The sequence below is a fragment of the Streptomyces sp. B5E4 genome, from assembly GCF_039871555.1.
Taxonomy (GTDB): domain Bacteria; phylum Actinomycetota; class Actinomycetes; order Streptomycetales; family Streptomycetaceae; genus Streptomyces.
Map to the genome: position 1 here is coordinate 200,101 of NZ_JBDPMI010000010.1, position 25,878 is coordinate 225,978.

Annotated in this window: 21 protein-coding genes and 1 pseudogene; 7 read left to right on the forward strand and 15 right to left on the reverse strand. The window is 72.9% G+C overall.

What is annotated here, in order from left to right:
• Nucleotides 1-84 precede the first annotated feature (84 nt).
• Nucleotides 85-573, forward strand: coding sequence for a glutathione peroxidase (locus tag ABGA99_RS16335; protein WP_347581318.1), 489 nt, complete (start codon nt 85-87; stop codon nt 571-573).
• 98 nt (nt 574-671) lie between these two features.
• On the forward strand, nt 672-2,099 hold the full coding sequence (locus ABGA99_RS16340; protein ID WP_347582884.1) for a hypothetical protein: 1,428 nt from the start codon (nt 672-674) through the stop codon (nt 2,097-2,099).
• Here ABGA99_RS16340 and ABGA99_RS16345 read toward each other — a convergent pair.
• Nucleotides 2,065-3,315 (reverse strand): MFS transporter, encoded by a 1,251-nt coding sequence (locus tag ABGA99_RS16345; RefSeq protein WP_347582885.1) that lies wholly within the window; start codon nt 3,313-3,315, stop codon nt 2,065-2,067. The genes ABGA99_RS16340 and ABGA99_RS16345 overlap by 35 nt on opposite strands.
• The gene (locus ABGA99_RS16350; protein ID WP_347582886.1) at nt 3,312-4,571 is read right to left on the reverse strand and encodes an ATP-grasp domain-containing protein; all 1,260 of its coding nucleotides are present in this window, start codon (nt 4,569-4,571) and stop codon (nt 3,312-3,314) included. The genes ABGA99_RS16345 and ABGA99_RS16350 overlap by 4 nt, the downstream gene beginning before the upstream one ends.
• Before the next feature lie 101 nt (nt 4,572-4,672).
• Here ABGA99_RS16350 and ABGA99_RS16355 point away from each other — a divergent pair, with 101 nt between their 5' ends.
• Entirely contained in the window at nt 4,673-5,611 is a 939-nt protein-coding gene (locus ABGA99_RS16355) for a WYL domain-containing protein (RefSeq protein ID WP_347581314.1), read from the forward strand.
• Nucleotides 5,612-5,657: 46 nt separating this feature from the next.
• Here the strand turns inward: ABGA99_RS16355 and ABGA99_RS16360 are convergent, their stop codons facing one another.
• The 4 genes from ABGA99_RS16360 to ABGA99_RS16375 form a co-directional block, all read right to left on the reverse strand.
• Complete coding sequence (locus ABGA99_RS16360; RefSeq protein WP_347581313.1) at nt 5,658-6,701, reverse strand: serine hydrolase domain-containing protein; 1,044 nt, start codon at nt 6,699-6,701, stop codon at nt 5,658-5,660.
• A gap of 15 nt (nt 6,702-6,716) precedes the next feature.
• Nucleotides 6,717-7,637 carry a hypothetical protein gene (locus ABGA99_RS16365; protein ID WP_347581312.1) on the reverse strand — a complete coding sequence of 307 codons (921 nt, stop codon included), beginning with the start codon at nt 7,635-7,637 and terminating at the stop codon, nt 6,717-6,719.
• Nucleotides 7,634-8,395 (reverse strand): hypothetical protein, encoded by a 762-nt coding sequence (locus ABGA99_RS16370; RefSeq protein ID WP_347581311.1) that lies wholly within the window; start codon nt 8,393-8,395, stop codon nt 7,634-7,636. The genes ABGA99_RS16365 and ABGA99_RS16370 overlap by 4 nt, the downstream gene beginning before the upstream one ends.
• A gap of 62 nt (nt 8,396-8,457) precedes the next feature.
• Nucleotides 8,458-8,652 carry a hypothetical protein gene (locus tag ABGA99_RS16375; protein WP_347581310.1) on the reverse strand — a complete coding sequence of 65 codons (195 nt, stop codon included), beginning with the start codon at nt 8,650-8,652 and terminating at the stop codon, nt 8,458-8,460.
• A gap of 1,007 nt (nt 8,653-9,659) precedes the next feature.
• Between ABGA99_RS16375 and ABGA99_RS16380 the strand changes: the two genes are divergently transcribed.
• The gene (locus ABGA99_RS16380) at nt 9,660-9,986 is read left to right on the forward strand and encodes a hypothetical protein (protein ID WP_347581309.1); all 327 of its coding nucleotides are present in this window, start codon (nt 9,660-9,662) and stop codon (nt 9,984-9,986) included.
• 131 nt (nt 9,987-10,117) lie between these two features.
• Here the strand turns inward: ABGA99_RS16380 and ABGA99_RS16385 are convergent, their stop codons facing one another.
• The 6 genes from ABGA99_RS16385 to ABGA99_RS16410 all read right to left on the reverse strand — a co-directional run bounded on the left by ABGA99_RS16385 (nt 10,118) and on the right by ABGA99_RS16410 (nt 17,937).
• Nucleotides 10,118-11,206, reverse strand: a complete 1,089-nt coding sequence (locus ABGA99_RS16385) for an acyl-CoA dehydrogenase family protein (protein WP_347582887.1) — start codon at nt 11,204-11,206, stop codon at nt 10,118-10,120.
• On the reverse strand, nt 11,206-12,141 hold the full coding sequence (locus tag ABGA99_RS16390; RefSeq protein WP_347581307.1) for a VOC family protein: 936 nt from the start codon (nt 12,139-12,141) through the stop codon (nt 11,206-11,208). Before ABGA99_RS16390 ends, ABGA99_RS16385 begins: the two co-directional genes overlap by 1 nt.
• Before the next feature lie 70 nt (nt 12,142-12,211).
• Nucleotides 12,212-12,955 carry an enoyl-CoA hydratase/isomerase family protein gene (locus tag ABGA99_RS16395; protein ID WP_347582888.1) on the reverse strand — a complete coding sequence of 248 codons (744 nt, stop codon included), beginning with the start codon at nt 12,953-12,955 and terminating at the stop codon, nt 12,212-12,214.
• Nucleotides 12,956-12,977: 22 nt separating this feature from the next.
• On the reverse strand, nt 12,978-14,231 hold the full coding sequence (locus ABGA99_RS16400; RefSeq protein WP_347581305.1) for an acyl-CoA dehydrogenase family protein: 1,254 nt from the start codon (nt 14,229-14,231) through the stop codon (nt 12,978-12,980).
• Nucleotides 14,228-15,817, reverse strand: coding sequence for an AMP-binding protein (locus tag ABGA99_RS16405; RefSeq protein WP_347581304.1), 1,590 nt, complete (start codon nt 15,815-15,817; stop codon nt 14,228-14,230). Before ABGA99_RS16405 ends, ABGA99_RS16400 begins: the two co-directional genes overlap by 4 nt.
• A 272-nt stretch (nt 15,818-16,089) precedes the next feature.
• Nucleotides 16,090-17,937: a serine/threonine-protein kinase gene (locus ABGA99_RS16410; RefSeq protein ID WP_347582889.1), complete on the reverse strand. Its 1,848-nt coding sequence runs from the start codon at nt 17,935-17,937 to the stop codon at nt 16,090-16,092.
• Nucleotides 17,938-18,921: 984 nt separating this feature from the next.
• Between ABGA99_RS16410 and ABGA99_RS16415 the strand changes: the two genes are divergently transcribed.
• Nucleotides 18,922-20,838, forward strand: a complete 1,917-nt coding sequence (locus ABGA99_RS16415) for an ABC transporter ATP-binding protein (protein ID WP_347582890.1) — start codon at nt 18,922-18,924, stop codon at nt 20,836-20,838.
• 149 nt (nt 20,839-20,987) lie between these two features.
• On the opposite strand, the gene ABGA99_RS16420 is transcribed toward ABGA99_RS16415, so the two are convergent.
• Nucleotides 20,988-22,466 (reverse strand): HAMP domain-containing sensor histidine kinase, encoded by a 1,479-nt coding sequence (locus ABGA99_RS16420; protein WP_347582891.1) that lies wholly within the window; start codon nt 22,464-22,466, stop codon nt 20,988-20,990.
• Nucleotides 22,450-23,133, reverse strand: coding sequence for a response regulator transcription factor (locus tag ABGA99_RS16425; RefSeq protein WP_347582892.1), 684 nt, complete (start codon nt 23,131-23,133; stop codon nt 22,450-22,452). The genes ABGA99_RS16420 and ABGA99_RS16425 overlap by 17 nt, the downstream gene beginning before the upstream one ends.
• 114 nt (nt 23,134-23,247) lie before the next feature.
• On the opposite strand from ABGA99_RS16425, the gene ABGA99_RS16430 reads away from it, so the two are divergent.
• Nucleotides 23,248-24,459 (forward strand): hypothetical protein, encoded by a 1,212-nt coding sequence (locus tag ABGA99_RS16430; RefSeq protein ID WP_347581299.1) that lies wholly within the window; start codon nt 23,248-23,250, stop codon nt 24,457-24,459.
• A 134-nt stretch (nt 24,460-24,593) separates the two neighbouring features.
• On the opposite strand, the gene ABGA99_RS16435 is transcribed toward ABGA99_RS16430, so the two are convergent.
• Nucleotides 24,594-25,394 (reverse strand): DeoR/GlpR family DNA-binding transcription regulator, encoded by an 801-nt coding sequence (locus ABGA99_RS16435; protein ID WP_347581298.1) that lies wholly within the window; start codon nt 25,392-25,394, stop codon nt 24,594-24,596.
• Nucleotides 25,395-25,646: 252 nt separating this feature from the next.
• Here ABGA99_RS16435 and ABGA99_RS16440 point away from each other — a divergent pair.
• Nucleotides 25,647-25,878: pseudogene (locus ABGA99_RS16440) on the forward strand (sugar ABC transporter substrate-binding protein); the annotation flags it as partial.

Here is a 25,878-nt window from a genome sequence, read left to right on the forward strand (position 1 = left end):
TGATCCGCGGATGACAGACTTGCGGCGGGTACGGTGATGCCGTACCCGAGGCGATGACCGCACACGGAGAGGACCTGCTTGCCCATGAGCGTCTACGACGTCGAGCTGCGCACCCTGGCCGGCGAACCCGCCTCGCTGGGGCAATTCCGGGGCACCGCGGTGCTCGCCGTCAACGTGGCGTCGAAGTGCGGGCTGACGCCCCAGTACGCGGGACTGGAGAAGCTGCACGCGCAGTACGCGGCCCGCGGGTTCGCGGTCGCCGGGTTCCCGTGCAACCAGTTCGGCGGCCAGGAGCCGGGCACGGCCGAGGAGATCGCGGCCTTCTGCTCGGCGACGTACGGCGTGACCTTCCCGATGTTCGAGAAGATCGAGGTCAACGGCCCGGACCGGCACCCGCTCTACCGGGATCTTGTGCAGACGCCGGACGCGGACGGCGCGGCGGGCGACATCCAGTGGAACTTCGAGAAGTTCCTGCTCGATCCCTCCGGCAAGCCGGTCGCCCGGTTCCGCCCGCAGACCACGCCGGACGACGCCGCGCTGATCGCGGCCGTCGAGGCCGTCCTGCCGCGCTGACACGGCCGCTCGTACGCGCGCGGCGGTTGCCAACGAACGTGCAACGATCGCCCGTTCGACTCGCCGGCGGCCGTTCGCACGCTGCGACAGTGGCGCACATGATGCGTCGCACCACGCTGCCCGCGCTCGTCCTCGGCCCCCTGCTCGTCCTCACCGCCTGCGGTGACGGCGACTCCCCCGCGGCGGACGGCGCGCCGGAGCGCGGTGTTCCCGCGCCTCCGGCCGCGAGCCGGGCCCCGGCGCCCGGCGAGGGCTCGCAGGACCCCGACGACATCAACGGCGACGGGCACCGCGACCTCCTCGTACCGGTGTTCTTCCGCGACGAGCGCGCTGTCGACGACCAGCGCATCGCCGTCGTCTACGGCTCCGCGGACGGCCTCGACCCCCGCACGCGCACCGTCTACGGCCGCAGCGACCTCGGCCTGCCGGAGCCGCCCGCCGAAGCCACGGCACGCGAGCGCCTCACCGTGAGCGAGACGGTCACCGCCGACCTGGACGACGACGGCTTCCCCGACTTCGTCACGACGGCCGGGGTGCGCGAGCCGGGGCAGGAGGGCTGGTCGGCCATGCCCTACGTCAGCTTCGGCGGTCCGCGTCAGCCCGTCGCGGACCCCGAGGTGGTCGCGCTCCGGCTGCCGGCGAGCGTGCGGGGCGTGAGTTCGCCGGTGCGCGGGGACTTCGACGCCGACGGCCACCACGATCTGGCGGTGCAGGAGCAGACCACCTCGCAACTGGTGGTGATGTACGGCCCCTTCTCCCGGGCGGGCGAGCCGGCACGGCTCGACACGAGCCTGCCCCGGAAGGACGGCAGCGCCCTCCTCGCGGACGAGATCGACCCGACCGGCGAGCCGCGGGCGACGTCGCTGCTGCTGCGCGGTCTAACCGACGGCGAGCAGGCCACGAACACGCTCTTCCCGGCCCGCCCCGGCACGGGGCTCTCCGGCGACGGCCGCGAACTGCGGCTCGGCAGCGCCCACGCCTTCGGGGACTTCGACGGCGACGGGCAGCGCGACGTCGCCGTCGGCGACGACTTCGGACGCAACAACGAGCCCGGCTACGAGTCCGAGAAACCGGAGGTCGACGGCAAGGCCACGATCTACCCCGGCGACGGCGGCGAACCGGTCCTCCTCACCCTGCCCGAGCCGCCGGAAGGCGAGGCCACCGACTACGGCCCCGGCGGCTTCACCGCCGCCGACCCCGACGGTGACGGCCGTGACGCCCTGCTCGTCTCGACGTACGAGGACGCCACACTGATCGACGGCGACGAGCGCACCTCCGTCCTGCGCGAGGGACCGGCACGGACCGCCGACGGCGTGAAGACGCCCGCGAAGGACCGGAACGCCCGGCCCGCGGGTGCCGTGGACTTCGACGGTGACGGCAAGGACGAGCTGATCCTCAACTGGGCACCCGACGGGCTCTTCGCGCTGTACGGGGAGAAGCCCACGTACTGGTGGATCACCGAGGGCTCCTCGTCCCGGGACGCGGTGACCTTCACGACGACGGAGTTCCTGCCCCACGGTCCCTGAGGACGTCCGCTCCCCGGCGGCGCGGCAGGCAGAGCCGGGCGGACCACACCCCGGCGACGGCGACCAGGGTCCACAGCGCCCAGGGCCCGGCGGCGTACGCGGCGCCGCCGAGGAGCGGCCCCGCGCCGGTGCCCACGGTGTACGCGGCGCCGTGCAGGCCCTGGTAGCGGCCGGTCATGTGCGACGGGGTCAGGCTGCCGAGGTAGGCGTACGCGACGGAGCTGGTGATCATCTCCCCGCACGTCCACACCACGACGGTCGCCGCCAGCAGGGTCATGTCGGTCATCAGCCCGGTGAGCGCGAGACCGGCGCCGACGAGCAGGTTCCCGGCGGCGAGGACGTACTCCGGCCGGTAGCGGGCGACGGCGCCGGTGGCAGGCAGCTCCAGGGCCAGTACCAGCAGGCCGTTGAGCCCGATGAGCAGGCCGAAGTCGCGGGCGTCGAGCCCCGCGTCGGTGACGTGCAGGGGCAGGCCGACGGTGGACTGGATGTAGACGAACTCGGCGACCGCGGTCATCAGCAGGAAGCGCAGCAGGGTGCGGTCGGCGAGCGCCCGGCGGTATCCGGCGGCCCGTTCCGCCTGCTGCTCCTTCACCGCCCGCGGGCGGGGCGCGTCGCGCAGCAGCGCCGCCACGACCACGCCGAAGAGCAGGCAGGCGGCGGCGTTGCCGAGGAAGAGCTGCGTGTACGAGGCACCGGCCAGCACGCCGCCGATGACACCGCCGAGCGCCGCGCCGGTGTTCATCGCGGCCCGGAACACGCCGAAGGCGGCGAGGCGCTGCCGGTTGGTCGTCACGGAGTCGAGCAGCGCCGCGGCGGCGGCCGGGCGGTAGACGTGCGACGTCACGCCGATGAGCCCGACGACGGCGACGATGGCGGGCAGCGGCACGAGGTACGGCACGGCGGCCGTCAGCCCGGCGGTGGTGACGCCGGACAGGACGATGGTCCAGCGGCGGCCGAGGGTGTCGGCGAGGTAGCCGCCGAGGGTGTTGCCCAGCACGTTGCCGAGGCCGGAGACGCCGAGCACGAGGCCCGCGGCGCCGGCGGAGTGACCGCGTTCGGTGAGGTAGAGCACGATGAACACGGGCAGGAAGTTGCCGACCCGGTTGACCAGGATGCCCAGGCTCACGACCCACACCCGGCCGGGCAGGCCGTGCAGGGCGTCGCGGAACCGCTGCTCGGCGACGTCCGGCCGGCCCGGCGGGGCGGCGGTCACGGGGCGGGCTCGGTGTGTATCCGGACCGCTGCGGCGAGCCGGCGGGCGTGGGCGACGGCCTCGGCGGCGGTGGCACCGCGGGTGAGGACATGGCCGGCCTTGTCCTCGTTCCAGGTGAGCGGGGACACCACGGCGCCGGGCCGCACGTCGAGCCGGAGTTCGGCGCAGGCGGGGTCGGCGCGCACCTCGTCGGCGCCGGTCACCGCCACCACGCGGCCGGGTTCCGGGGTGAGGAACCGCACCGCCGCGCCGCCCCGCGGTTCTGGTGCCGCGGTCAGTGGTGCGAGGACGCCGAGTCCGGCGGCCAGGGCGTGGCTTTCCATGTCGACGCCGTAGGCGATCTCGGTCAGTTCGTTGATGCGGTCGCCGCCGACGCGGTTGTGGGACTCGACGATCCGCGGGCCGCGGGCGGTCAGCTTGACCTCGGTGTGCCCGGGGCCGTTGCGCAGCCCGACCGCGTCGAGGAAGTCCGTGACGAGCCGGGTGACGTCGCGCAGCGTGCCGGGCGGTACGGCGCTCGGCTGCGCATGGCCGATCTCCACGAAGCCGGCGCCGCCGGTCTCCTTGTCGGTCACCGCGACCACCACGTGCCGGCCCTCGAAGCTCAGGGTCTCCACGCTGATCTCCGGTCCTTCGAGGTACTCCTCCATCAGGAACTCCTCGAAGGAGCCGGCGTCGGAGAGGTCGCGCGCGGTCCAGCCGCCGTCGAGCGCCCTGAACCGTTCGGCGACGGTCCCGGCCGCGGCCAGGTCCCGTACGTGGAACACGCCGAGGCTGCCGGACTCGCGGACCGGCTTGACGATGATCGGCAGCCCGTGCGCCGCGGTGAACTCCCGCACGTCCGCCGCCGACCGGCCGACCGCGGCGGCCACCGGGCTGACGCCGCGCTCGGCCAGGCGCCGGCGCATCCGCCCCTTGTCGAGCAGCACTTCCACGGTCTCGACGGACTCGCCGCCCAGCCCGAGCGCCTCGTTGATCCGCGCCGCGGGCAGCAGCCCCAGTTCGAAGAGCGACACCGCCGCCCGTACCGGATACGCCGCGTGCAGCGCCCGCACCAGCGGCAGGAGCCGGCCGGTGTCCGCGTAGTCGAGCAGCAGGGCCTGGTCGACGTACGGCCAGTGGCCGCAGTCGTACGCGTCGGGGTACTGGACGTGCACGACGTCCAGGCCGAGGGCCCTGGCCTTGCGCACCTGAGCGAGCCTGCCGCCGACCACGAGCACGCGCGGGCGTGCGGCGGCGGACCGTGGGATGTCCATGATCGGTTTCCCTACTTCCTGCGGTGGGACACCCGACACGCTACGACCGGTTCCGGACAATCCACTTCCGGAATAGCCGGCGGGGCGCCTATCCTGCCCGTGTGCCGACCGATCTCAGCCCCACCGCACGGGCCCTGCGCACGATGGAGATCCTCCGCGCCCGCCCCGGCGCGACGGCCGACGAACTCGCCGCGGAGCTGGGCGTCACGGAGCGAGCGGCGCGCCGGTACGTCGGGATCCTCCGGGAGGCGGGCGTCCCGGTGGAGTCGGCCCGTGGCCCGTACGGCGGCTACCGGCTGGGGCGCGGCGCGCGGCTGCCGCCGGTGGTCTTCACCGAGGCCGAGGCGCTGGCGCTGGTCATGGCGGCGCTCGACGACGCGGACGAACTGGTGGGCAAGGCGCTGAACAAGGTGATCCGGGTGCTGCCGGAGAGTGTCGGCCGGCAGGCGGCGACGCTGCGCGACCACGCCTCGGCGGCCCCCGACCCGGACTCGGCCCGCCCCGACCCGACGACCACCGGCGCGCTGGTCGCGGCGTGCGCGGAGCGGACGAGCGTGCGGGTCGCGTACCGCAGCGAGGCGGGGCGGGAGTCGGAGGGGCTGGTCGACCCGTGGGCGGTGGTCGTCCGCCACGGGCGCTGGTACCTGCTGTGCCGCTCCCACCGTGCGGACGCGATCCGCACGTACCGCGTCGACCGCATCGGCGAGGTCCACCGGACGACCCGCGCCTTCACCCCGCCCGACGGCCTCGACCCGGTCGCGGTGCTGGAGGAGAACCTCGGCACGGGCTGGGAGTACCCGACCCGCGTCTCGTTCGACGCCCCGGTGGCGGAGGTCGCGCGCTGGGTGCGGCCGCCGATGGGCCGCCTGGAGGCGGCGGGCGAGGGCTGCGTGCTGGTGGGCAGCACGAGTGCGCCGACGATGTACGCGCGGGACTGGCTGGTGCGGATGCCGTTCGCGTTCCGCGTCGAGGGCGGCCCGGAGCTGCGCGCGGCGGTCGCGGCACTGGCGGCACGGCTGACGGCGGGGGCGGAGGCGTAGCGGGGCGCACGTCAGCGCACCGACGACGAGGGCCGCTCCCGCGACGTCACTTCGTCTCGCCCAGCGCCAGCTCCCGCAGCAGCAGATACGCCGACTGGACAAACCTACTTCTCAGCGTGACCCCCGAGTTGGTCAGCGCCGCCACGCACACCTGCCGTTCCGGGCTCAGGCCCACGAACGCCGTGCAGCCGCGGGTCGCGCCGCTGTGGAAGTAGAGGGTCGCGCCATCGAGGGTCCGTACGCTCCAGGCCAGGCCCGACTTCTCCTCGTCCTGCGCCGGCAGTTCACGGATCCGTACGACCTCCGCCAGCGGAATCCGCAGCGACCGCGGCACGTCCGAGTCCTCCGGCTCGAGGTGCGCGCGCAGGAAGCGGATCAGGTCGTGGGCGCTGGAGCGTACCGCGCCCGCGCCGGGCAGCGCCGGGATGACCCAGGGCGGGCGGCGGCGGCCGTGCCAGTAGCCGACGGCGTACGCGGGGTCGGGGTCGGCCGGGGCCGCGGTGCCGGTGTCGGTGAGGTCCAGGGGGGCGAGGATGCGCTCGCGGAGCATCGATCCGTAGTCCGTGCCCGCACCGTCGGCCAGCAGCCGGCCGAGCAGGCCGACGCCGAGGTTGGAGTAGCGCATGACGGTGCCGGGCGGGTGGTGCACGATGGCGCGGCCGAGCGAGGGCAGCAGCATGTCGGGGGTGAACGACCGGTAGGGGTTGGCGAACCAGGACGGCAGCCCGTTGAGCAGCAGCCCTGGTGGGAGCCGGGGCAGGCCGGAGGTGTGGGTCGCCAGGTGCTCGTAGGTGATGGCCCGGCCGTGGCCGCGCGGGAGGGCGGCGTACGGCAGGCGTTCGGCGATCCGGCCCGTCAGGCCGACCTCGCCGCGCGCGGCGGTGTCGGCGAGCAGCAGCGCGGTGAAGGTCTTGGTCACCGAGCCGACCTCGAAACGCGTGCGGTCGGTGACCGACGTGGAGCCCGTACGGTCGATGCCGCCGCGGCACAGCGCGCGGTACGCGCCGGTCGCGGAGACCGCGACGACGACCGCCGCCCGCGGTTCCGCGGCGGCGGCCACGGCTTTGAGGGGTTGGTCACGGAAGTTCACGTTGCCGCCGCCCGGCTAGTCGCCCAGGCGCGAGAGCACGAGAGAGGCGGCGGCCGTGGCGACCACGGCGGTGTGGTAGTGCTCGTCGAACGGCCCGTCCTCGCCGTCCGTGCCCGTCCGGCCGTCGCGCGGCAGCAGCCCGTCCTCGCGCTGTGCGGCGGCCAGCCGCCGCCAGGCGGCGGGTTCGAAGGCCGGCTCGGGCATGCAGGCGTCGACGATGAGGAGTTCGGCGACGAGGTCCCACTCCTCGATCTCCAGCCACACGTCCGTCCACACCGGCAGCCAGGTCGCCAGATAGTCGCGCAGGCGGGGCGGCAGGGCGTGCGGTTCCGCGCCCCAGTCGGTGAGATGGAAGACGGTGTGGGTCACGTGGTACGCCGTCATCCAGTCCATGGTCCACGGCTCGGGAGTGGTCCCGAGCCAGGTGGCCGCGGTGCGCGCGGGCCAGTCGGTGCGGTCGGCGGCCCCGATGATCCGGGTCGCGTTGGCCACCGCCATGCGGCGGTTGGGCACGTGCTCGTACTCGCGGTACGACGTGAGGGAGGTCAGGTGGCCCAGCAGCGCCTGAAGCCGCTCGTGGCGGTAGCCGGCGCGGTGGAAGTGGACGTACGTCTCCAGCGGGTCGGTCATGGCGGGGAACCGCAGCTGCCGCTCGTAGAGCAGGTCGCCGGCCCGGAGCTGCTCCCAGGCGAAGTCGAGGAGCTCGCCGGCCGCGTCGTGCTCGGCGGCGGGGAGCGAGGCGTCGCGCAGCACCAGGGACGCGGCGAGCGCCAGCTCGGCCAGCGGCTTGTAGACGCTGTCGGGCTCGGCCAGCTCGGCCGTCGCTCCGTCGGCGAACGTGCCCTGCGCGCGGTTGCGGTGCAGCCAGCCCAGCGCGCGGGTGCCCAGGCGCAGCGCCGCGGTACGCACGGGCTCCGCCGGCCCGGGGGCGGTCATCGCGAGCCCCCTTCGGTCACGGCCAGGAGTCTTCCGGCGATCGCGAGGTCGAGTGCGGTACGGGCACTGGGGGCGCCCCACAGGCGCAGGTGTTCCAGCACCGTCGGCACGTCGAGGGCGGGCGCGGCGCCGCGGCTCTGGGCCAGCGCGAGCCAGCGGACGAGCCGGGACGCGGTTTGGTAGTCGCGGCGCATCAGGGAGCGGACGGTGCCCTGGCTGAGCGCGCGGACGTGCAGACAGGCCCGCTGCTGGTAGGGCCCGTCCACCTCCGGAAGCGCCAGCGGGGCGAGCCGCGCCATGCGCTGCGACCGCTCCTTCCAGGACAGTTCGGTGTCCTCCGCGTCCTCGACGATCCCGGCGATCTCGACCACTTCTGCGATCGCGGCACGCTCGGAGTCCTTTCCCGCGTACGGCCCGGCCGCCTGGGCCCCGGCCCCGCCGCGGGCGAGCAGCGCGGCGGTGGTGCGGTCGCGCCAGCGTGCCTCCGTGCTGTCCCCGGGGCGGGGCGGGAAGACCCGCAGAGCCGAACCCAGGGTCTCCCGGTCGGGCTGCGGCAGCGGCTGACGACAGAAGAGCGCCGGCGCGAACAGGTCGGGCCCCAGTACCCGCACGGCGGCCAGCGCGGTGGTGTCTGCCGGCCGGTCCGGGTCGGACACGGCCGGCAGCGGAACCTGGGTGCCCCGAAGGGCACCCAGGACGCGCCCGGCCAATTGCTCCACCGCTTGGGCGTAGTCGGCCCCCAGTGCGGCATTCGACATCGGGCGCTCACCTTCTGCTGTCGGTCACGGACGTGTGTGTGCGGGTTGGGGTCCGCGGACCGTTACGAGGGGCGCGACTCCTTCGGGGCCCTCGGGGACAGAAGCGCGAGGAGCAGCAGGACGCCGGTGCCCTGCGGGGAGTACACGGGCGCGTCGCTGAACGGAGCCTCCGGCTCGTCGACCAGCGCCGTGAGCGCGGCCATTTCGGCTGCGCCGGCCCGGACGGGGGAGAGAGCCGGGGTCGTCTGTACGGACATCTTGCCTCCAAGAGTCTTCCCCTCGCGAATTGCGACGGGAGGGAGTGACTGCGCCGCGCCAGTGACGAGCGCGACGGGTGCGGCCGGTGGTCACCCATCCGGCTCACTGCACCAACGTCGGTGTCCCCTCCCCGCCCGCCACTTAGATCCCGCAAGGAGGGAGACCACACGATGGGTGCACCCGGGAGCACTGAGGTTTAGCAGGACGAACAGACCGCCTCCGGCGGCCCGTTCACACCCGGCCTATCAGGACAAAACCCTGGTCGGCGACGGGCCCGCTCCCAACTGCTCGCCGCCGCCGAGGGGTTGCGGAGACGGCACGACGTCGAACCGGTCGTAGCCGTGGGCGGACCTGAGGCAGCCCTCGCGAGCAGCCGGGCCCGCGGCCCCGCCTCCGCGACCTCGGCCCGCACCTGCTCGGCCATCCGCGGCGCGGGGTCCACCGGGGATCCGGAGCCCGGGCGGCGTCCTGCAGACAGGTCGACGATGCGCACCGGCGCACGACAGGCTCACCCGACGGCGCACCGGTACCCCGAAACAACCGCACCACCCGCACCACGGCCACCGGCGGGCGGCCCCGGGACGGCCCGCGGAGCCGAGGGACCGCGACCAGACGGAGGAGTTCCCCGATCCCGGAGGGAGCAGGTCGCCTCAGCGACCCCGGCGCTGATCGGCGACGCGGGTGACCGGTACCGCCGGCCCCCGCCGGGTCTGGACGGTGTGGCCCGGGTTGCCGAAGGATGCGCGCCTGCCTGTCCTGTCCGAAGCGTCCCACCTGCCGGTGGCGAAGTGGGACGACAGGATGTCCGTCGTCCTCTACCGCGGCGACGAGGAGATCGGCCGCAAGGACGACTCCTTCTTCCACCTTCTGCGTCGCCCTCGAACCCGGCACCTATCGGGCGGTCCGGCGGCTCGACCGCGACGCGCCCGGCCGGGAGTTCTCGACCTCGGCGACCACCGAGTGGACCTTCGAGATCACGAAGCAGCACACGTCCGCCACCCTCGCGGTGCCCCGGCTCGCGTACGACGTCGACCTCGACCTCGACAACCGGGTCAAGGGCGGCAGGGAACTGCCGATCACGGTGGACGCCACCCTGCCGCAGAACACCGAAGGCGAGGTGAAGCAGGTGAAGACCTGGGCCTCCTACGACGACGGCGCCACCTGGAACCCCGTCGAGCTGCCGCCGGGCGAGGACCCGGGCGCGCACACCGGCACGCTGCGGCTCCCCCGCGCCTCGGCGACCTCGGGGTACGTGACTCCGCACACCGAGGCCACCGACGTGTCCGGCAACAGCGTCGACCAGACCGTCAAACGGGCCTTCGGCCCCGGCTGACCCACCCACCGCAACCGCGGCGGTCCCCCGGACCCGAACCTCCGGGGGCCCGCCGCCGGTGCCGTCGCCACCCCACGGATCGGCTTTCTCGCGGGGTGTTCGACCGCGGGAAGACGGATGACGGCGTGCCGTCAGGCGGGCCTGTCCAGTCGGTCCGCCACGCGATTCCAGTGGTGGTCGGCGTCACCGAAGGCCAGCGTCCACGCCGTCATCTGGCCGGAGAAGAAGTGCAGGTCGTGCTCGTGCGTGAAGCCGATCGCGCCGTGCACCTGGTGACCCGTGTCGCAGACCCGCAGGCACGCCTCGCTCACCCACGCCTTGGCCATCGACACCTCCGCCGCGGCGTCCAGTCCCGCCGACAGCCGCCAGATCGCCTCGTACGCCATGAAGCGCGAACTCAGCACGTCGATGGCCATGTTCGCGCAGTGGTGCTGGACCGCCTGGAAGGAGCCGATGGGCCGGCCGAACTGTTCGCGCTCCGCGGCGTACGCGACCGTCATGTCGAGGACCCGCTGGGCCGCGCCGACCATCGCGGCGCAGGTGGCGGCGGCGCCGTACGCGTCGATCGCCTCGGCGACCTCACGGCCGGCACTCAGGGCGCGGTCGCGGGGCACGCTCACCCCGTCGAAGCGGACGCGGCACGGCCGCTCGGCGCCGATCGTGTCGAGCCGCTCGCGCAGAACGCCGGGCGACGAGGCGTCCACCAGCAGCGCGGGACCCTCGCCGGGCACGACGAGCAGGTCCTCCGCGGCGTACGCGTACGGCACGAAGAGCGCCGTGCCGTCGAGCACGAAACCGTCGTCCGACTCGACCGCGGCGATCTCGCCGCCCGTGCCGTCCCAGCGGCCCGGCACGGCGCTCATGATCCGGCCGCGGGCGATCGCCCCGAGCCACCGTGCCTGCTGCGCCTCGGTGCCGAACCGGGTCAGCGGCAGCCCGCAGCACGCCATCGTGGCCAGGAACGGGCTCGGCACCTGGGAGCGCCCCATCTCCTCCACGACCAGGCACAGCTCCAGGAAGCCGGTGCCGACGCCGCCGTGGGCCTCCGGCAGGCCCAGCCCGGTCCAGCCGAGCTCGACCATCTCCTTCCACAGCGCGGCGGAGTAGCCGGCGGGCTCGTCGGCCACCGCCCGGGCCCCGGCGCTCGCGCTCCGCGACTCCAGCAGCCCCCGGGCGGTGGCCTTGATCAGCTCCTGCTCCTCGGTGAGTGTCAGGTCCATCAGTCCACCGGCGGGATCTTGTCGGAGCGCACCCACACGCCGGGCCGCTCCTCCCAGAAGAGTTGCACGAGCACGCCTCCGGTGTGCTTCGGGTGGATGAACGTGTCGCGCCAGGCGGCGCCGTCGGTGCTGCCCTCGTTCTCGCCGAACGTCGGCACGCCGTGGTGGGCACAGGCCGCCGCCGCCCGGTCCCAGTCGGCGACCTCGAACGTCACGTGATGCGCGGCGGCGCCGTTGCGGTCCCAGAACCGCTCGATGAACGAGTCCTCGCCGCGCGGCATGATGACCTCCCAGCAGATCGTCGATCCGGGGATGTTCAGCACGAGGTCCGCCATGTCCGGGTGTTCGTCCTCGGGCGTCCGCCAGACCTGTACGAACCCGGCGAGCCGCGCGTACCACCGGGCCAGCTCGTCGCGGTCGGGGAACGCCTGGCAGACGTGGTCGAGGGCGACGACGCCGAGCGAGGGCGCGTCCGGGGGCCCGGCGGTCACCGGCACGGCGGGACCGTCGCCGCACAGGGCGAGATCGCCGGGACCGCGCAGCCGGAACAGCACGCCGGGACCGCGCTCGGGCGGCGACAGCGACGCCTCCAGCCAGCCTCCGTCCCCGGCGCCCGTCGGCTTGACGCCGAGGGCCTCCAGCTCGGCGCGTACGGCGTCGAGGTCGGGGACTTCGGCGGCGACGTGGTGCAGCCCCGGGCGGCCGCCCTGGCCGTCGAGGAAGTCCTGGATCGCGGACCGCTTTCCGGCCGGCGCCAGCACCTCCCAGGTGTGCCCCGGGTTCCCGGGCAGCTCCAGCCGTACGCCGCGGCATCCCTCGGCGGGGTTGTCCCAGCTCCGCGTGCGCCGGAACCCGAACAGGCCCTCCAGCAGCGCCACCTGCGGCTCCAGTTCCGGCGCGACCTGGCCGATGTGGTCGATCCGGTAAATCCGCACAGATCCTCCTCGTTCGCTTGCGACGGCCGGCCCGGGCACTGTGCGGCCCGGACCCTGCCCCGGACTCCGCTCAGCTCGGGTGCGGCTCGATCCAGTCGTACTCGTGGGTGACCAGTTCCTTCACGAGGCGCAGGTTGTACCGGTTCATCGCCGCGATCCGCTCGGCCAGTTCGCCGACCCGCTTGTCGAACTCGTCGGCCGGGTACACGTCGTTGACCAGGCCGATCCGCTGAGCCCGCGCCGCGTCGAGCCGGACGCCGGTGAACAGCAGCTCCTTGGCCATCGCCTTGCCGACCCGGCGCGGGAGGCGCTTGACGCCGCCCCAGCCGGGCGCGGACCCGCCGAACTCCGGCTGGTCGGGGTCGCCGTCCTCGGTCATCTTGGGCCGGTACGGCGGGCGGGCGGACAGCGTGATCTCGACCAGGCCCATCTTGGCGTTGTCGGAAGCGACGATGAAGTCGGCGGCCAGCGCCAGCTCCAGCCCACCGCCGACGGCGTAGCCGTGCACGGCCGCGACGACCGGGACGGACAGCCGCTCCATCATCGCGAACGTCTTCTCGCCGAGCCGGCCCTGCTCCACCCGCTCCTGCTTGGTGAGCTGCTCCGACCAGCCGAGGTCCATGCCCGCGCAGAAGGCGCGCTCACCGGCTCCCCGCAGGACCACCACGCAGACGTCCTCGTCGTCGTCCACCTCGGTGAAGAACCGGCGGAGTTCGCGCATCGTCGTCGGGGTCAGCGCGTTGAGCTTCTCCGGCCGGTTCAGGGTGAGCCAGGCGACCCGCTCCTCGATCTTCACGTCGAGGGTCTCGTACATGGAGAGCATTCCTCCTTGGTCGTTATCGGCTGCGAGGCAGGTTCAGGCCCCGGGTGGCGATGACGTCACGCTGGATCTCCGACGCGCCGCCGAGGAAGGTGGATGCGACACAGTCGCGCGACATGTGGGTGAAGACGGCACCGAGGGGGGCGTCGCCGCGCTGCCAGAGCTGGGCGGAGCGGCCGAAGGCCGAGGCGCCCGTACGGGCCAGCCGCTGGTGCAGTTCGGCGCCGAAGAGCTGGTTGACCGACGCCTCGTAGCCGGGCACCCCGCCGGCCGCCTGCGTGGACACCGTGTACCGGGCGAGGTTGTACTGCACCCGGATCTCGGTGTGGCGGCGGGCGATCTCCCGGCGCAGCGCGGCCCTCGTGTCGTCCCTGAGGAACCGGCGGCCCTCGTCCGAGCGGAGGTAGCCGACGAGCTCCGAGAGCGCCTGCTCGTACTTGATCGTGGCGCCGATGCCGGCCCGCTCGAAGCTCAGCGCGGTCATCGCGACGTACCAGCCGCGGTTCTCCTCGCCGACCCGGTTGGCCGCCGGCACCCGGACGTCCTCGAAGAAGATCTCGCAGAACGGAGTCGCCCCGCGGATGTCGGTGATCGGGCGGACGGTCACGCCGGGAGCGGTCGCGTCCACGAGCAGGAAGGTGATGCCGCGGTGCGGCCGCGCCGCCCCGGGATCGGTGCGGACGAGCACGAACAGCCAGTCGGCGTACTGCCCGAGCGAGGTCCACACCTTCTGCCCGTTGACCGTGTACGTGCCGGTGGCCTCGTCGCCGTCGCGGACCGCACGGGTGCGCAGCGAGGCGAGGTCGGAGCCGGAGCCCGGTTCCGAGAACCCCTGCGCCCAGGTCACCTCGCCGCGGGCGATCGGCGGCAGGTGCGCGGCGCGCTGCTCGTCGGTGCCGTGCTCCAGGAGCGTCGGGCCGAGCAGGAAGGCGCCGATCCCGTTCACGGTGGGAACGCGGGCGCGCATCATCTCCTCCTGGAGGATGAACTCCTCCAGCGCCGACAGTCCCGCCCCGCCGTACTCGGCCGGCCAGTGCGGCGCTATCCAGCCGCGCCCGGCGAGGACCGCCGCCCACGCGCGGGCCCCGTCACGGCGCGCCGGGTCGTCGGAGAGCCGGTCGACCGGCCAGTTGTAGCCCCAGACGTCCTCGGGTTCGAGGCTCTGCTCGGCCTCGGGGTCGGGCACGTAGGCCGGCGGGAAGCGGTCGCGTACGAAGGCGCGCACTTCTTCCCGGAAGGCCGCCTGCTCGGGGGTGTCCGCCCAGTTCACGGCGTCTCCTCCCGGTCCCAGGTGGCGGGCGTGAGGCCGTGGTCGCCCTCGGCCCGCAGCCGGTACTTGGCGACCTTGTCGGTGGGCGTACGCGGCAGGGCGTCGATGAACTCGATGTAGCGCGGGACCATCGAGCGGGGCAGCCGCTCCGCGCAGAACGCCACCAGCTCGGCGGGCTCCAGCTCCGCGCCCGGCTGCAGCACGACCGCCAGCTTGACGTCCTCGTCGCCCAGGTCGGAGGGCACGCCGATGGCGGCCGACTCCAGGACCGACGGGTGCAGGTTGACCTCGCACTCCAGGTCGAAGGCCGAGATGTTCTCGCCGCGGCGCCGGATGGCGTCCTTCATCCGGTCGAGGAAGTAGAAGTAGCCGTCGGCGTCGCGCCACACGCGGTCGCCGGTGTGGAACCACATGTTGCGGAAGCAGTCGGCCGTGGCCTCGGGGGCGCCGTAGTACCCGGTCGTGATCACGAACGGCTGCCTGGGCCGTACGACGAGCTCACCCGGCTCGTCCGGACCGACCTCGCGGTCCCACTCGTCGACCACCGCCACCTCGAACCGCTCCTCGTGGGCCTGCCCGCACGACCCGAGCCGCCACTCGCCGTACGGGCTGGCGGTGGCGATCCCGACCTCCGTGCTGGTGTACGTCTCCACCGAGCGGACGCCGAAACGTTCCCACAGCGGCTCGTCGAGGCTCGACTTGCCCATGTAGAAGGTCTCCAGCGGGTGTTCCTTGTCGCGCTCGGTGCGCGGCTGGTTGAGCAGGATCGGGATCATCGAGAAGACGCTCATCGCGACCTGCGCGTCGAAGCTGCGCACGTCCTCCCAGAACCGCGAGGCGCTGAAGCGCTCGACGATGGCGATGGCCCCGCCGGCGAGCAGCGCCGACATCACGCCGTCCCAGAGCCCGGCGGCGTGGAACAGCGGCAGCGGACAGTAGGTGGTCTTGCCCCAGCGGTCGAGGAAGTCGAGCGAGTCGAGCGCGCACGTGAGCGCCAGGGCGTGCGGGACCATCGCGCCCTTGGAGGGGCCCGTGGTGCCGGAGGTGTACATGATCGCCTGGAGGTCGCCGAAGCCGACGTCGACGCGTGGTGCCTCCACGCCGTTGGACAGCAGGCTGGACAGCGTCGCGGCGGGCTTGCCGAGCGCGTCGATCCGGACGCCGGAGGCGCCTTCGGTACGGACGATGAGGCGGCCCAGATCGGGCAGGTGCCGGGCCACCTCCGGGAGCCTGTCGGCGTACGGCGCGTCGATGATCAGCGCCGAGGCGTCGGAGGAGTGCAGGACGTGCCGGAGCAGCTCGCCGCGGTAGCCGACGTTGATCGGCACGGCGACGGCGCCCAGCCGGGCCAGCGCGAAGATCACGTGGATGAAGTCGGCGCAGTTGGGGAGCATCACGCCGACGTGGTCGCCGCGGTCGATGCCCGCGGTGGCCAGCCCCTGGGCCACGCGGTCGGCCATCGAGTCGACCTCGCCGTAAGTGACCTCGCCCTCGCGGAATTTGAGGAAGGTCTCTGTCCGATGGGTTTCGGCCCGCTCTCGGAGTACGTCACCGAGGACCAGGCTCGCCAGCGCTTCGTTCCGCATTCGAACCTCTTGCTTCGCTTTTGGGCGGCACTGATTCGCTTGCGACGGTCGAAATGATATTGACTACCAAGGTCGTTGATATCGGACCACGAATGAATGCGCCTCGCAAGGGTGCTGGGCCTCGCCCCGCCGCTGCCCGGACCGACCTGGGCAGCCAACTCGGGCCGTACCGCGTCGTGTTGGGTCCTGGGACGGCGCGTCGAGTTCGTGCGGAAAACAGCGGCGCCCGGCGCGTGGTACGCGCCGGGCGACACTCGGAACAGGCTCCGGCGCTAGTCCGTCACGGGTTCCTGCGCGTTGCGCCAGATCGTGAGGTCGAAGGTGACGTAGGACGCGTCGCCCGACTCCCTCATGCCACGGTACGTCGCCACCGCGATATGGCCCGCGTCGCTGAGCACGCAGAACTGCGATCCGTCGCCGACCTGGTCGAGAGTGATCTTCTCGGTGAAGCGGGTCTCCGTACGGCAGGTCTCCAGGGAGCCCTTCTCCGAGTTGTTCAGCAGGATGAACTTTCCGTTGTCGCTGCCGATCCAGGAGTCCGTGAAGAGGGTGTCGACGTAGTAGTACAAGTCCTGGCCGCTGTAGACCACGTCCCCTTCCGCGGGCCGCGGGGGGTTGTCGGCGAGGTTGAGGGAGTAGTTCTGGGTCACGTCGATGCCCGTGTACGTGGCCGGCTTCGGGTCGGTCCGCTTCTTCTCGGCGTCCGAGGCTGCGCCCTCGCCCGAACTGTGGTCGCCGCCACCGGTGCTGGTGCCGGCGGGCGCCTTGCTCTCGTTGTCCTTGTCGGAGCCGTCCGGCAGCAGGGAGCCGATGACCCCGAGGACGACGATCGCCCCCACCACCGACGCGGCGACGATCAGCCCGGTCCGCTTCTTCTTGGGCGGCTGGGGGGCCACGTAGGCAGTGCGGACGCCAGGCGGCGGGGGGCGGTAACCGGGGGGCGGAGTGCGGTAGCCGGGCGGGGGCGTGGGCTGCATCGGGTGGCCGGGCGGCGGCACCGATCCGGGAACGCCCGGCGCGCTCTGCGTCGGCGCGGCGGCGGTCGGGGAGAAAGCGGCCTGCGGGTGCGGGTGCCCCGGGCCCGGTGCCGGGGGCTGCGGAGAGTACTGGGTCGGCGGGTGCTGCGGCGCGGCCTCGGTCGGGGTCGGGGTCGGGGTCGGGGTCGGTGCGACGGTCGGCTGCGGCGGCGGGGTCTTCGCCGGTTCCGGCAGTTGCAGCCGCTCGGTGATCGAGCCGGCGACCGCCTGCGGCAGCCAGTCCTCGCCCTGGCGCAGCGGCTCCGGCGAGATCTCGTGGCACAGCTCGATGACCTCCGTGAGGCTCGGCCGGCCGTCCTGGTCGCGCGTCAGACAGCGGGTCACCAGGGGCAGCAGCTCCGCCGGCACACCGCTGAGGTCGGGATTCTCGTGCACGATCCGGTAGAGCACCGCATGCGAGGACCCTTCGCCGTAGGCCGGTGCGCCGATCGCGGCGAAGGCCGCGATCTGGCCGAGGGCGAAGATGTCGGTGGTGGGACCGACCGTACCGGCCGCCGCCTGTTCCGGCGCCATGAACGACGGGGTGCCCACGCTGACCCCGGTGCCGGTGAGCGCGGTGGTCTCCGCGGCGCGGGCGATACCGAAGTCGATCACGCGGGGACCGTCGGAGGCGAGCAGCACGTTGGCGGGCTTGAGGTCGCGGTGGACGATGCCCGCGCCGTGGATGACGTGCAGGGCCTCGGCGACCCCGACGGACAGCAGCAGCACACTGCGCAGCGGCAGCGCGCCGTGCTGCGCCACGGCGTGCGCGAGCGAGGGACCCGGCACGTACGCCGTGGCCAGCCAGGGCTGCGGGCCCTCGGTGTCGGAGTCGATGACCGGCGCGGTGTACAGGCCCTGCACCCGCTGCGCGGCCTGGACCTCCCGCTGGAAGCGCCGCCGGAACTCGGGGTCCTCACTGAACTCGGGCCGGATCACCTTGATAGCGATGGGCCGGCCACCGGGCGTGTAGGAGAGGTACACCTTCCCCATCCCGCCGGTGCCGAGCACGGCGGCGAGCCGATAACCACCGACAACGGCCGGGTCGCTCTGCTCAAGCGGCCGGAAGAGGTTGGCCGAAGGCGTACGTGTCATGGTGATCATCCCCTGTTCACGGCAGTCGAACTCCTGCCGATACCCCGAAGTCAACGGGGAGCGTACCGACTTTCCTTCGGCGTCCTCACCACGTAGCGCAACAACCCTGCAACAACAGGTTTCGTCCCCGTCCGCGTACGCCCTCAAGGAGGACATCTGGTAGGGGGCCCGGGGGCGGACCGTCGTCCGCTGCCACCACGGACACGGGACGGCATGGCCGTCGCCGTCGTATGTGCGTTGGTGCTCCTGGTCGCCACCTGTCTGCAGTGGTTCGACCGGCGGTGGTGGCAGGCGATCGGGCCGCTGGTCCTCGCGGGGATCGGCACCGGGCACGGTCGGCGGCATCGGCGCGGGGTCCGTGATGTGCGTCGGCGGGCCTGCCGCCCCTCGCGCTCCGGGGAGTTCCGGCCAACTCGTCGACCGCTCAACTCCGGGGATCCGTACGCCGCTTCGAAAGCGTTTTCTTCCGGCTCCCGCCCAGGCCATCCGGCCGGTGTCGCCGGCCGCTGCCCCGGGCCGGACAGGGTGCTCGGATTGTCCGGATCCCGGCACCGCGGCCGCCTGGTTGTCAGTGGCGTGGTCGAGGGTTCCCTCCCGCAGGCGCCTTCACCCCGTTGAGGAGACCAGTGCATCCGACGCCCTCACGCAATCCCCCACCCGGGTCACGCATGCGCCGCTGTCCCCTCGACGAGTGAATCGAACGTACGGGAGGGCCGACCACGCCTGCCCGCCGCACCCTGCCTCGAACCTGCGCTCGATCCATCGCCCGGTCCGGCCCGTATCGGGCCCCTGATCGTCCACGTTGTCCGGGTGCTCGACCCGATCTCTCCCCGAGGAGCAAACCGTGAATCCTGTACGGCCTCATCCCGCCGCCCATCCCGCGTTCGAAAATCCTCCCGCTCAGCCCGTCAAGCCCACGCCGCTCCAGCGCCCGGCCGCCGCGCGCCGCGCGCCCTTCGCGTCCGCATCACGACCGTCACCGAGGTGGGGGGCATGAGCGACGCGAAGGCACGCGCGGCGGCCGTTCCCGCCGCACGGGCGTCGGATCCGCAGTCCTCGGCTCCGCGGCCCTCGGCTCCGCCCGAGCTTGACTTCCACGGGCGCAAGCACCGCAAGGCCCTGGACGACGCCACCCTCCGGGACATGGCCCGCCGGATCCCGACGGCGCTCGCCCAGTCTGCCCGGCTGGCGTGGTCCGTCGACCGCCGCATGACGCTCACGATCCTCGTGTGCCAGGTGCTGTCCGGTCTGGGCACCGCCGTCATGCTCACCGCGGTCGCCGAGGCGATGCCCCACCTCGCCACCTCCGACGCCCGCACCGGACTCGCCCGGGCCTGGCCGGCGCTGACGGTCGCCGTCGTCGCGATGGCGCTCGGCGCCGCGATGTGGATCCTCGCGGACTGGGCCACGCGCCGACTGAACCCGCAGATCGCCTCCGCCGTCGATCTCACCCTGGTGGACCTCCACATGAAGGCCGAGCTGTCCGCGTACGACACCGAAGGTTTCACCGACCGGAGCCGGGCCGCGGAGACCGGCGCCCTGCGCGCGGTCGACCTCGCGGACGACGCCAAGACGCTGACCAACGGCCTCGTCCAACTCGTGTCCGCCGCGACCGTCCTGACCTCCCTGCACCCCCTGCTCCTGGGTGTGCTCCTGCTGTCGGTCATCCCCAGAGGCATGGGCGGGGTGATCGCCGCGCGCATCGACTACCGCGTTCACGACCGCACCATTTCCTCCCGCAACGTGCGCGGGATGATGCGCTGGTGGCTGACCACCCCCGACCTCGCCGACGAACTGCGCGCCAACACCATGCGCCCGTACCTGTACTCCTGGTACCGGGTGATGTGCGACAGGGTGGAAGGCCGCGAACTCCAGGGCGCCCGCCCGTACCTGCTCGTGACGCTCCTCGCGGCGTCCCTGGCGGGGCTGTTCACGCTCGGCATGTGGGCGGCGCTGGCCGCGCTCGCCCTCGCGGGAGCCATGTCCACCGCGATCGCCGGCACCGCCATCGTCGCCTCGCAGACGGCCGGGCGCGCCCTCAACTCGATCGTCAGGTACGGGGCGGTGATGTTCCACCACGGCCTCTACCTCAGCGACTACTACACCTTCACCGACGAAGTCCGCTCCATGACCACCGCCCGCGGTACCACTCCGGCCGGTGCGCCTCGCCGCATCCGCCTGTGCGGGGCCGAGTTCACGTACCCCCACAAGGACACCCCCGCGCTGCACCCGATCACCCTCACCCTCAACCGCGGCGAAGTGGTCGCCCTGGTCGGCGAGAACGGCGCTGGCAAGTCGACCCTGATCCGCATGCTGACCGGACTGACCCTGCCGACCGGCGGGACGGTCCTGTGGGACGACACCGACCTCGCCACCGCGGACGCGGAGTCGGTCTGGCGGCACGTCGGTCTCGTCCCCCAGAAGAACGGGCACTGGCCGCTCGCCGCCCGCGAGAACATCACCCTCGGCCAGCCCCGCGAGCACGCCGACGACCGCATCTGGGACGCCGCGGAACGCGTCGGCATGACCCGCGCCCTCCAAGCGCTCCCGGACGGGCTCGACACCCTGCTGGCCCGCTCGGTGTGGGGCGGACACGAGCTGTCCGGTGGGCAGTGGCAGCGGCTGGCGTGCGCGCGGGCGATGTACCGGGAGCCCGCCGTGCTCGTCCTGGACGAGCCGACCAGCGAGATGGACGCCCGGGGCGAGCACCTGATCTTCCGCAAGCTCCGCGAGATGGCTCCCGACCGGATCACCGTTGTCGTCACCCACCGCCTGGACAACGCCCGGATGGCCGACCGCGTCATCGTCCTCGACCAAGGACGCCTCCGCGAGGAAGGTACGTTCCATGACCTCCTCGCCACCGAGGACGGCCTCCTGCGCGAACTGAACGCCCTCGCCCAGGACCGCTGACCTCCCCACCACCCTCGGCGGGGCCGCGCGCCCGCGCGGCCCCGCTCCTTCCCGTCCGGCGAGAAGGCCGGCGGGCCCGGCGGCCGGGCGGAGGGCGTTGACGTCTGCGGCCGCGTCGCCCGTCGACGCGGGGCGGGCGGCTTCCTGGTTCATCGCCCGGCAGCAGTCCGTGGCCCCGCCGCGGGGAGGCGGCAGACGGCGTGCGCGCCTTGCGGTGCGTCAGTGAAGCGCAGGGTGCCGCCGTGGCGGTCCGCGATCTCCCGGGCGATGGCCAGCCCGAGTCCGGCTCCGCCGGACTTGCGGGCACGCGCGTCCTCCAGCCGGCTGAACCGCTCGAACACCCGCTCCCGGTCGGTGGCCGGTATCCCCGGGCCGTCGTCGCGGACGTCGATCCGTACCGTCGCGACGCCGTCGTGCCGCTCGGTGCGGACGGCCACCTCGATCTCCTTCTCGGCGTAGCGGCAGGCGTTGCCCAGCACGTTGCGCAGCATGCGCTCCACCTGTATGCCGCTGCCCCTCACCCGGGCCGGCGGCCCCGACGCACCGAGGCGGATCTCCAGCGGGTGCGAACGGCGCAGATGACGGTGCTCCTCGACCAGGTCGTGTACGAGGTCGGTGAGGTTGACGGGGTCGCGGGGCAGGGGCGCGGTGCCGTCCAGCCGGGCCAGCAGCAGCAGGTCCTCGCTGAGGCCCTGCAGCCGCTCCAGCTCCTGCAGTGCGCTGCGTACGGCAGTCGGCCAGTCGACCCGCTCCGGGTGCGCCAGCAGCGATTCGAGCGACGCCCGCACCGCCGCCACGGGGCTGCGCAACTCGTGCGAGGCGTCGCCGATGAACTGCTGCTGGAGCTCAGTCGAGCGCTCCAGGCGTACCAGGATCGCGTTCGTCGTCAGCGCCAGCCGGGTCAGCTCGTCCCCGCCCCTGGGCACGGGCACCCGCCGGTCGAGCGAGCGCAGGGTGATGTCCTCCAGCTCCTCGCGGATGGCGTCCACGGGACGCAGCGCCCGCCCGGCCGTCACCCAGGCGACGGTACCGATCACGACGGCGGCGACCTGCGCCAGATAGAGCAGCTCCACTTCGAGTCGGGCCGAGTCCCAGCCATCCGACGCGCCCTTGCCCACCGCCATCATCGACGTGATCCAGAGCACGGCGGAGAAGGCGAACAGAGTCGCGATGTACGCGACCAGCGCGAACCGGTTCCGCAGCGGCACTCCCCGGCCGGAGGGCCCAGCCGACAACCAGGCCGTGACCCCGACCGTGATGCCCAGGAGGGGGCTCACGAACGGTGGAGTCTCAAGGACTCCCAGGACGGATTTGTTCGTGCCGTAGGCGTCGAGGGGGGCGCCGAAGCGGCTGCGGACAGCGAACTGGACCGCGGTCATCCCGCCCGCCGCGAGGGCGCCCCGCAACCGGGGCCAGGGCCATCCGCCTCCTCCCGCCGCCCAGGCGACCAGCGCCACGAGGACCACCCCCGGCAGACCACGGATCTGCAGCAGAGGAGGGACGAAGACCACCGCACCCGCCGCGCAGCCGGCGGCGACGGCCGCACGGGCCCGGGGATCGCCCGCCGCGCGGCGCAGCAGCAGGAGCCGGAACCCCGTCGTGGCCCCGGCGTCAGCGGACAGGGGCATGGCCGGACATCAGGTAGCCGCAGCCGCGCACCGTCGTGATCGAGCGGCGGCCGAACGGCACGTCGATCTTCCGGCGCAGGGCGCTGACGTACACCTCGACGATGTTCAGGTCGCCGTCGAAGTCCGCCGACCACACCTGCTCGGCGATCTCCGTCTTCGACACGACCTCGTCGCACCGGCGGGCCAGGCACTCCAGCACGGCGAACTCCTTCGCCGTCAGCGCGACCCCGGTCTCCCCCCGCCCGCACGAGCGGCCCGCCGGGTCGATCCACAGGTCACCGATGCGCAGCACCGCCCGCGTGCGGGAGCCGCCCCGGCGCAGCAGCGCGCGCAGCCGGGCTTCCAGCACCACGTACGAGAAGGGCTTCGCCAGGTAGTCGTCGGCGCCCGTGTCCAGCCCCTCGGCCTCGTCGTACTCGCCGTTCTTGGCCGTGAGCATGAGGATGGGCGTCTCGACGCCCTCCGCCCGCAGCCGGGCGCACACGCGGTAGCCGTTCAGCCCGGGGAGCATGATGTCGAGCACGATCGCCTGGTACGGGTACTCCCGCGCCAGGTACAGGCCGGTGTGGCCGTCGTGGGCCAGGTCCACGGCGTAACCGGCCGCCTCCAGGCCCCGTTTGAGGGAGGCGGCGAGCCCTTCCTCGTCATCGACCACCAGTAACCGCATACGCCCAGTATCCCCGCGGCCTCGTCCCCTTCCTGAAGGAACTCTTCAGGTCTGAGGCGGTCCTCAGGGTCCTTCAGCGTCCTCACAGCGGCCACCGGCGAACATCCGGGCCCCATGACGGCTTTCCCGCGTACGGACCAAGCGCCCTCCGTCCCCCGGCGGTTGCGGCGGACACTGCGCGCCGCGGCGCCGGCGATCCCGGCGGCGGCACCCGCGCTGGCGGCGTACGCGGCGGTGCGGCTCACCGGGCTGCTCCTGCTCTGGGCGGGCGCCGCGCTGACGGACGAGGATCCCTCACGGCGCCTCAACGCCCGCTGGGACGCGGTCTGGTACCAGCGCATCGCGCAGAACGGCTACGGCTACGAGGCCCGCCTGCCGGACGGCGGCGTCCACCCGGACCTCGCCTTCTTCCCGCTCCTGCCCGCGCTGGAGCGGCTGCTGGCGGCGGCCTCGCCGCTCGGCGTCGGGGACGCCGGGCTGCTGGTGGCGGTGGTCTCGTCGCTCGTCGCCGCGTGGGGCATCCACGCGGTGGGCGCCCACGTCGCGGGGCACCGCGCCGGCGTCCTGCTGGCCGCCCTGTGGGGCGCGCTGCCCACGGGGTTCGTGCAGTGGATGGCCTACACCGAGTCCCTCTTCACGGCGCTCACGGCATGGTCCCTCCACGCCGCTTTGACCAACCGCTGGCGGGCGGCGGGTCTGCTGGCCGCGGCGGCGGGGCTGTGCCGCCCGACGGCCGCCGCGCTGATCGCCGCACTCGCCGCCGCGGGGGCCGTTCACCTGGCCGCACAGGCCCGCGGCGGCACCCCGGCCGGCACGCTGCTGCGCCACAACCGGCGCCTGCTCACCGGGATGCTCCTCGCCCCGCTGGGCTGGCTCGCGTACATGACCTACGTCGGGGTGCGCGAGAAAAGCCCCTTCGGCTACTTCCACGTCCAGGCGGCCTGGGGCAACCACCTCGACGGCGGCGCCGCTCTCGCGGCCTTCACGTGGAACCTCCTCACCGGCCCCTGGCCCTCCCCGCTGGCCGGCGCCGCGGTGTGCGCCGCGCTGGGCCTGGTCGGCGGACTCCTCCTCGCCACCGCCCGGCAACGCCTGCCGCTCGCCCTGGTCACGCACGCCTGCGCCGTCGTCACCCTCTCCCTCGTCGGCGCCGCCTACTTCGGCTCCCGCCCCCGCCTCATGACCCCGGCCTTCCCGCTCCTGCTCCCCCTGGCGACGCCCATGGCTCGCTGGCCCGCAGGGAGGAGCGCAGCGGTGACAGGCGCGGTGGCCCTGGCCTCGGGCACGTACGGCGCGGTGATCCTGCTGGGCGACGGACCGCCGTGAGCGGCGCATCTTCCCCGCGGCCTCAAGCGGCAGCGGGCGCGTTCCGCGCCGGGGGGCAAGTGCGTAGGACCGGCGGGCCGTGCCCGCGCTCGGACCCGTGTGCGGGACGGCTCGATTCGCCGTGACCACACGTCTCACACGCTGATCACTTCGATCCCGGCGTCGGTGAGACGAGCGATCGCTTCGCCGGAAGCGGCTGAGTCGGTCACCAGGACGTCGATGCGGTCCAGGCCGCAGATCCTCGCGAACGCCCGCCGTCCCAGCTTCGAGGAGTCGGCAGCCACGATCACCCGGTGGGCGCGTTCTGCGAACAGGCGGCTGATGCTCGCCTCTTCTTCATGGTGGGTCATCAGCCCCAGCCGGGAATCCACACCGTCGACGCCGAGGACCGCGACATCCAGCGCCACGTCGCTCATGACGCGGCTTGCAAGGGGGCCGACGAGTTCGTAGGTCTGGGGACGCGCGACGCCGCCGGTCAGCACCAACTTGATCTGCGGTCGGACCGCCGCTTCGCTCGCGATGTTCAGGGCGTTCGTCACCAGGGTCACGCTTGGCGCCGTCGTCCCCCCCACCTGCTCGGCGCCGTCTCCTGCTGCCCGGATGATCAGCGCGCGTGCCACCTCGGTCGTGGTCGTACCACCGTTGATGCCGACCACGATCCCCTGGCCGATCTGATCGGCGACCGCCTCCGCGATACGGCGCTTCTCGGCGGCGTTGTGTACGGACCGGTAGCGGAGCGGCAGTTCGTAGGACACGCCATGGGCGATCGCTCCGCCCCGGGTACGCACGAGCAACTGCTGCTCAGCCAGTTCGTCGAGGTCCCGGCGGATCGTCGCCGCCGACACCTCCAGGACCGACGCGGCCTCCTCCACCTCGAGCCGGCCGTGTTCGGCCAGGTGCTGCAACAGGCTGCTCCACCGGTCGTGCTTGGACATCCCGCCGTCCCTTCTCGCGAAGTCCGCATCGTAGCCCTGTGCGCACGTGCACGATCACGCAACGTGCGCCCCTCCCTCCGAGCCGCCATCGACCCGACACGTCAGGTCACAGTTCGGGGCGACGTCTGGACGAGGGGCATCTGTGGATGCATACTCACGCCACACAGGATGCGCGATACTGCTCCGAGAGCGCCAGGTTCAATCAACTTCAAGCATCCACGCGAAAGTGTTCCCACGAAGGTGGCGTCAGAGATGCGCAAGAGCACGATCAGGATCCTCGCGGTCTGCGCTGTCGGTGCGCTGGGCCTCACGGCCTGCGGTGACGACGGTGGCGGCGGCGACGGTGATGGCGGGGCCACCACCATCAAGTTGGTGGCGGCTGATTACGGGGACAAGGCGTCGAATGCGTCCAAGGTGTACTGGGACGATGTGGTGAAGCGGTTCGAGGCGAAGAACAAGGACATCAAGGTGGATGTCCAGGTCA

Bases quoted from the DNA above. Each gene is read 5' to 3' on its own strand.
- ABGA99_RS16335 (WP_347581318.1), top strand. From the start codon at position 85: ATGAGCGTCTACGACGTCGAGCTGCGCACCCTGGCCGGCGAACCCGCC.
- ABGA99_RS16340 (WP_347582884.1), top strand. From the start codon at position 672: ATGATGCGTCGCACCACGCTGCCCGCGCTCGTCCTCGGCCCCCTGCTC.
- ABGA99_RS16350 (WP_347582886.1), bottom strand. From the start codon at position 4,571: ATGGACATCCCACGGTCCGCCGCCGCACGCCCGCGCGTGCTCGTGGTC.
- ABGA99_RS16365 (WP_347581312.1), bottom strand. From the start codon at position 7,637: ATGACCGCCCCCGGGCCGGCGGAGCCCGTGCGTACCGCGGCGCTGCGC.
- ABGA99_RS16370 (WP_347581311.1), bottom strand. From the start codon at position 8,395: ATGTCGAATGCCGCACTGGGGGCCGACTACGCCCAAGCGGTGGAGCAA.
- ABGA99_RS16375 (WP_347581310.1), bottom strand. From the start codon at position 8,652: ATGTCCGTACAGACGACCCCGGCTCTCTCCCCCGTCCGGGCCGGCGCA.
- ABGA99_RS16385 (WP_347582887.1), bottom strand. From the start codon at position 11,206: ATGGACCTGACACTCACCGAGGAGCAGGAGCTGATCAAGGCCACCGCC.
- ABGA99_RS16395 (WP_347582888.1), bottom strand. From the start codon at position 12,955: ATGTACGAGACCCTCGACGTGAAGATCGAGGAGCGGGTCGCCTGGCTC.
- ABGA99_RS16405 (WP_347581304.1), bottom strand. From the start codon at position 15,817: ATGCGGAACGAAGCGCTGGCGAGCCTGGTCCTCGGTGACGTACTCCGA.
- ABGA99_RS16410 (WP_347582889.1), bottom strand. From the start codon at position 17,937: ATGATCACCATGACACGTACGCCTTCGGCCAACCTCTTCCGGCCGCTT.
- ABGA99_RS16415 (WP_347582890.1), top strand. From the start codon at position 18,922: ATGAGCGACGCGAAGGCACGCGCGGCGGCCGTTCCCGCCGCACGGGCG.
- ABGA99_RS16420 (WP_347582891.1), bottom strand. From the start codon at position 22,466: ATGCCCCTGTCCGCTGACGCCGGGGCCACGACGGGGTTCCGGCTCCTG.
- ABGA99_RS16425 (WP_347582892.1), bottom strand. From the start codon at position 23,133: ATGCGGTTACTGGTGGTCGATGACGAGGAAGGGCTCGCCGCCTCCCTC.
- ABGA99_RS16430 (WP_347581299.1), top strand. From the start codon at position 23,248: ATGACGGCTTTCCCGCGTACGGACCAAGCGCCCTCCGTCCCCCGGCGG.
- ABGA99_RS16435 (WP_347581298.1), bottom strand. From the start codon at position 25,394: ATGTCCAAGCACGACCGGTGGAGCAGCCTGTTGCAGCACCTGGCCGAA.